The organism is Nostoc cf. edaphicum LEGE 07299 (assembly GCF_015207245.1).
GTDB lineage: Bacteria > Cyanobacteriota > Cyanobacteriia > Cyanobacteriales > Nostocaceae > Nostoc > Nostoc edaphicum_B.
In genome coordinates this window covers 1-6,034 of sequence record NZ_JADEXF010000253.1, presented here as the reverse complement: position 1 = coordinate 6,034, position 6,034 = coordinate 1, and the positions used below count along the sequence as shown (strand labels likewise).

General features: G+C 40.7%; 7 protein-coding genes. 2 read left to right on the top strand and 5 right to left on the bottom strand.

Translation table 11 applies throughout. The features are described 5' to 3' along the window. Both IQ229_RS09695 and IQ229_RS09690 read right to left on the bottom strand, forming a co-directional pair. A partial coding sequence (locus IQ229_RS09695; RefSeq protein WP_194043225.1) for a sugar transferase occupies positions 1 to 337 on the bottom strand: 337 nt, incomplete at its 3' end. Positions 338 to 448: 111 nt separating this feature from the next. Continuing rightward, positions 449 to 1,591, bottom strand: coding sequence for a glycosyltransferase (locus IQ229_RS09690; protein ID WP_194043223.1), 1,143 nt, complete (start codon positions 1,589 to 1,591; stop codon positions 449 to 451). A 356-nt stretch (positions 1,592 to 1,947) separates the two neighbouring features. Between IQ229_RS09690 and IQ229_RS09685 the strand changes: the two genes are divergently transcribed. Beyond that, positions 1,948 to 2,886, top strand: coding sequence for an NAD-dependent epimerase/dehydratase family protein (locus IQ229_RS09685; RefSeq protein WP_194043221.1), 939 nt, complete (start codon positions 1,948 to 1,950; stop codon positions 2,884 to 2,886). 492 nt (positions 2,887 to 3,378) lie between these two features. Beyond that, the gene (locus IQ229_RS09680) at positions 3,379 to 4,257 is read left to right on the top strand and encodes an SMP-30/gluconolactonase/LRE family protein (RefSeq protein WP_194043220.1); all 879 of its coding nucleotides are present in this window, start codon (positions 3,379 to 3,381) and stop codon (positions 4,255 to 4,257) included. Between the two features lie 156 nt (positions 4,258 to 4,413). Here the strand turns inward: IQ229_RS09680 and IQ229_RS09675 are convergent, their stop codons facing one another. From IQ229_RS09675 to IQ229_RS23860, 3 genes are all read right to left on the bottom strand, one after another. Beyond that, entirely contained in the window at positions 4,414 to 4,899 is a 486-nt protein-coding gene (locus tag IQ229_RS09675) for a lecithin retinol acyltransferase family protein (protein WP_194043218.1), read from the bottom strand. A gap of 400 nt (positions 4,900 to 5,299) precedes the next feature. Beyond that, positions 5,300 to 5,839 carry a CDP-diacylglycerol--glycerol-3-phosphate 3-phosphatidyltransferase gene (gene pgsA / locus IQ229_RS09670; RefSeq protein WP_194043216.1) on the bottom strand — a complete coding sequence of 180 codons (540 nt, stop codon included), beginning with the start codon at positions 5,837 to 5,839 and terminating at the stop codon, positions 5,300 to 5,302. A gap of 13 nt (positions 5,840 to 5,852) precedes the next feature. Next, positions 5,853 to 6,034 (bottom strand): hypothetical protein (locus IQ229_RS23860; protein WP_228013347.1); only part of this gene is annotated, 182 nt, incomplete at its 5' end.

Sequence of the window (6,034 nt, the reverse complement as noted above, 5' to 3'; positions counted from 1 at the left end):
CCGCATTGCTTACCATTGTTCGGAATTTAATACAACTAAACGCTTTGTAATTTTTCCCTACCCGTTCTTGGACATAAAAAATTGGCCCTTCTGAGCTAAAGGCAATCAGCAAGGTCAAAATTAAGTAGACGGGGAAGAACAAAATTAATACTGTCAGCGAAAACACTATATCGAACAGTCGTTTGGCAAACTCTCCGTTTAAACCCTGAAAAGATAAACCTTTGGGCTTAACTTTTGGCGTCTTTGTTTTTTGACCGCGTTTTAAAAAACGCGTAGACGATCTAGTGTCTTGCCTAACGCCTCGCTTGCCGGAGAGGAGTGAGCTCTGGGCAGTCATCATACTCCTTAATAATCCACACCACACATAGTCCCAATATTAAAGCCAAAATGAGATGCTTCTGGGGAAAATTGCCAAAAGCCTAAAAAAATCAGACGTTAATCAAGACCATCATTGCAAAAATGGTCTTTTTTCGTTGCACTTGTTTACAAAATCTAGATAACGATCTGCAAAGATTTGCGGTGAAAACTGCGCGGCGTGCGATCGCATATACTCGGAATTGAACGAACCCTCATACATTTCAAACTTTTCTACTGCCTCCACCAAAGCCGCCTCTGTTTGCGTCCTGAAAAATATACCTGTCCCTGTATCCGCACCAGAGCGGATATCTCGCACTGTTTCTAAAGCACCCCCTGAACCATAAGCAATTACTGGCGTGCCGCAAGCTTGTGCTTCCACTAGGGCAATACCAAAATCTTCACAAGCTGCATACACAAACGCCTTAGCCTTAGACATATATTTTTTTACCACATTATCGGGTTGCCAACCGAGTATTTGGATATTTGAGTTTGCCATCTCGCGAATCTTGTTCATTTCATCTCCTGTACCAATGACTACTAATGGTCGTTTTAGTTGATTAAAAGCCTTGACAATCAACGATATTTGCTTGTAACTCACTAACCGAGAAACTGTCAAATAAAAGTCCTCTTTCTCAGACAGAAACGGAAATTCCGCAATATTCACTGGTGGGTAAATGACTGTTGCTTCTCGCCGATAGCAACGCCAAATCCGCCGAGCTGTATGTTGCGAGTTGGCAATGAAGTAATCAACGCGATTGGCACTCAATACATCCCACTGGCGCAAACGATGTAATAAATATCGCGTCACCCATCCAGGTAAACCACTACCCAGTTTGCTGTGGCGCAGATAATCAAAGGTCAAGTCCCAGGCATAGCGCATAGGGCTGTGACAGTAGCAAATATGCATCTGTTCGGGAGTGGTAAGGATTCCTTTGGCAACAGCATGGGATGAAGACAGAATGACATCATAATGCCGCAAATCCAGTTGTTCAATTGCCAAGGGCCACAAAGGCAAGTATTTTTGTATACCGTTGCGAGCTGATGGAAAGTTCTGGAGAAACGTCTTGCCAATTTGACGTTTATATAAATAACTTTCTCTATTGCTGGATTCAAAATCTATGAGAGCATACAAATCAGCATCAATGTGATTCAAAATTTCTCGTACAACGAGTTCTGAACCACCGGTGGCTTTGGGTGTCAGCCACTCATGAACCAGAGCATATTTCAAGGGCACAGCTAACTTGAATAAGTGGAAAATACAAAGGCTAACTTGATGACGTTAACTGAAAAGTTTCCCCTTGTGATTAATTAACGGGAAGCGCCCCAGATTAGCACATAAGACGGAATCTTTCCCTCAGAGGTTCCAGATGGATGCGGCAACCTGATAATCTCAGATTGGGAATGGGGCATTGGGCATTGGGCATTGGGCACTTGTACTGAGCGTATCGCTAAAGCGAAAGCTCCGCTAACGCGTAGCGTCTCGTAAAGAAGCCGAAGTATTAGGGATGGGTTATTCTCCTTGTCGTTTTTGTTTCCCTAGTCCCAAGTCCTTACTCCCTTGATGACAACAGATATAGAAAGGGTGAATTTATGCGAATTTTGATTATGGGTGGTACTCGGTTCATTGGTGTCTATTTGACTCAACTACTAGTGGAAAAAGGACACGAGGTGGTGCTGTTCAATCGTGGAAATCGTCCAGCACCTTCCTTAGAGGGAGTAGGACAAATTATAGGCGATCGCACAGATGCTACTCAATTAAAAGCAAAATTATCACAAGAAAACTTTGATGTCATTTTTGACAATAATGGGCGAGAACTTACTGATACTCAACCACTAGCAGAGATTTTTCAAGACCGAGTGCAACATTTTGTGTATATGAGTTCTGCGGGAGTATATCTCAAATCCGATCAATTGCCCCATGTAGAAGGTGATGCAGTAGATCCCAAAAGTCGCCATAAAGGTAAACATGAAACAGAAGCTTACCTGACTCAATTGGGATTACCATTCACTTCTATTCGTCCTACTTATATTTATGGGCCTCGCAATTATAATGAGTTGGAGGGCTGGTTTTTTGACAGAATTGTGCGCGATCGCCCTATTGCCATCCCTGGAAATGGCTTGCATATCACCCAGCTAGGTCATGTAAAAGACTTGGCACTAGCAATGACTCAGGTTTTGGGCAATAAACAAGCTATAGGACAAATTTATAATATCTCTGGCGATCGCTATGTCACTTTTGATGGTTTAGCCCGTGCTAGTGCTGTAGCGGCTGGCAAATCACCTGATGCTGTAAAAATCGTCCATTACGACCCGAAAAAGTTTGATTTCGGCAAACGCAAAGCTTTTCCAATGCGGGTGCAGCATTTCTTTGCTTCGGTGAATAAAGCGCAAACAGAATTAAACTGGCATCCTGAATATGATTTGATTTCTGGGTTACAAGATTCTTTGGAAAATGACTATTTAGCTAATGCAAAAGACAAAGCTGATGTTGATTTTTCTGTAGATGAGGAGATTTTACAAGCATTGTGAGTAAAGATGTTTAGGGGCACATCGCGGCTACACAGGCAAAGTCCGCGGAGGCGGACTAAGGTCAAATTAAGGGTTTAAAACCCACGGAGGTGGGTTTTGTTTGTGTAGACGCGGTTTCTAACCGCCCGTTTCGCCGTGTACCCCTACTGATGCGATCGCAGCATCATGACTCATCAGGGTTAAGGCCTAACTCTCGCAGTTGTGCTGCTAATCTGTTAGCACGTTGACTTTCTCGTTCGAGGGGCGTCTGTTTGGTACATAATAAGGAGAATCTTGACCGACTAACTTTAAGTTAACGGATCGTAGTAAAAGTTTGGCGAAAATCAAAATCAAAAATATTTTCTTCTACTTGAGAAAGACGCGAGAAATTGCGTCTTTAGTTTTTACTGGAATATGAATAACAATTTTTTTATCAAGGAAGGCAAACCTTTTTTAGAATTGCCTGAAGGCTACTAAAATTAGTTTCTGTAAATACTGTTATTGGTTGATAAAATGAGCCAGATTTCACAATATCCACTCCAGAATGTTCTAGAAGCCCGTGCGCGTTTAGGTGAAGGTCCCATCTGGGACTCTACCCGAAACGTAATTTACTGGGTTGATATCCACAACCATCGTGTACATCAGTTCAATCCTGCTACGGGGAAAGACTTGTTTTTTGATGTGGGAGATGTGGTAGGTGCGATCGCAACAGCAGGTAAAGATAGATTAATTATGGCACTGCGTCATCACCTGGCATTCCTCAACACCCAGACAGGTAAGGTTACACCCTTTTTAGAGATTGAAGCAAATCTGCCAGAGAACCGTCTCAATGATGGCAAATGTGACCCTCAAGGCCGCTTTTGGATCGGCTCAATGTGTTCTTCAGAAAAACCCCAGGCTAACCTCTATCGCTACGATCGTGACGGTTCATTGCATGTGATGGAAACAGGATTGACTATCTCTAATGGTCTGGGGTGGAGTCCCGATCAAAAAACGTTTTATCTGACTGATTCTCCTAAACAAAAAATATATGCTTACGACTTTAATTCAGTAACAGGTAACATTACTAATCGCCGGATTTTTGTTGATTTAACTCATGAATCTTTCTACCCAGATGGGTTGACAATAGATAGTCAAGGAAATATTTGGTCAGCTATGTGGGATGGGTGGTGTGTGATTCGTTTCAACCCCAAGGGTAAAGAGATATTGCGGATAAAACTACCTGTACAATTGCCAACCAGTTGCACTTTTGGCGGCGAAGATTTGCAAACACTCTATATTACCACTGCTTCAGTTGGACTCAGCCAAGGGGAGATTGAAAAAAGTTTCTACTCAGGTGATTTGTTTGCTTTCAAAACTGATATTAATGGATTACCTGCATATACTTTTTAGGGGTAATTAATACTAATTCGTGATTATAGCTAGTAAGTTGGGTTTCACTTTGTTCAACTCAACCTTTACAGAGAATTATCATGGGTTTAGCTATTGCTTTATTTCTCCTAGGAATAATTATGATGACAGACTTATCAGCACTCATAATTAACTTAATTATTTAACTCGAATCTTTCTATATTTTCGTTGTTGATTTCCAAAAAAATGGTTGATTAAACTACCTATAGACCATATATACAAAGAAGATACTCCCCTTCCATGTAAACCATCTTCGTTTAGTTTTTCTATTTGATAACTCTTCTTAATGCCTGTTTTACAAAAGAAAGCAAAGTGTTCACAGTTGTTTTCAAAAAGATTGTATTTGCCTTCCCCTATAAAGCTTTCAGCCCTTTGAATAACAATATCTGGTGCATCATAAGGAATTCCAAGAACATCATAGTCTAAAGCATAGACTTCTTTTTTTTCTTTCACATTGCTAGATGCAAATGTAACTAAAGAAGTCTGTTGAATAACAGGCTTAATTTTATTATTAAGACCTGTAAAATGTATAACTTCATCATTGCCACAATCGATACCGTGATGGGTAAAGGTAGGAACGATAGAGTTACCACCCCAAATAAAAATATGATCTCCTGTAGCCATCAATAAATCTTTAGCTAGCTGGTTAATATTTATATTATTCCCAAAAATTAGATAGAGTTAACACTTAACTTCTGAAACAGTGTCGGTAAAATTTTCACAAGTTTATAAAACTATACATCTTATTCTATAATCTTTAATTTCTCTGGCAAAGGATAGATTGCTCTAGTAATTAAAGTTAAGGTACTGATAATTAGAGAGGATTACGCAAACAGAAAGGAAACGTTTACAGTCAAAGGCTCTGGTAGTGGTTTTCCTTGTGCTTGGTAATCTTCAATCAAAAGTTCCAGCACTTCCTCACCATTATTGAGAGCATCCGCGTAGGTATTTCCATGAGTATGTGTGTATGGGCCAAACTCAGGTAGGCTGACAATGTACTTTTTATCTTCATCAGAACACTGAATTACAATACTATATTGTCTGTCGTTTCATTAGTGCTAGTTTTTTGCGGCAAAAGATAAATACCCCCAGAGATTAAAGTCAAGGCGACAGAAACCCAAAAAGCAATCAGAGAGGGATTTTGCCATACTTCAGGTAGGGGTGCAATCAGAAGTGCGATCGCAACTATTTGACTAACAGTTTTGAGTTTACCCCAAATATTCGCTCCGGTAATTGTCGTTTGATTCACCCGCCAACCAGCGATCGCTAATTCCCGCGCTAAAATCAAAAACACTCCCCAAGCTGGCACTTTTCCTAATTCAATAAAAACCATCAACGGCGCAAGTACTAAAAATTTATCCACTAAGGGGTCAAGAAACTTACCCAACTCACTAATTTGGTTGAGTTTCCGCGCCAAATAGCCATCTAACCAATCAGTTAACGCCGCAACGATAAAAATCGCCAAACATATCCACCTAGCTTGTGGTGTGGGGTTGTACAAGCCATAAAGCAGAAATGGTACACCCAGAAGGCGAGAGAAGGTAATCCAGTTGGGTAGAGTCATGCAAAATTAAAAATTAACAAGTGTAAAGCAACAAACAGCCAAGGAAATATGCAAAATATATGCAGATTAGTGTATCTGAGTGTTCCTGCGTGGGAAAATCTGTTTTCTGTAGCTCTCCTAAAACAATACTATGACTGAACACACAGATTCCCAATTCCGCATCGAACGCGATTCGATGGTCGATCGCCAAATTGC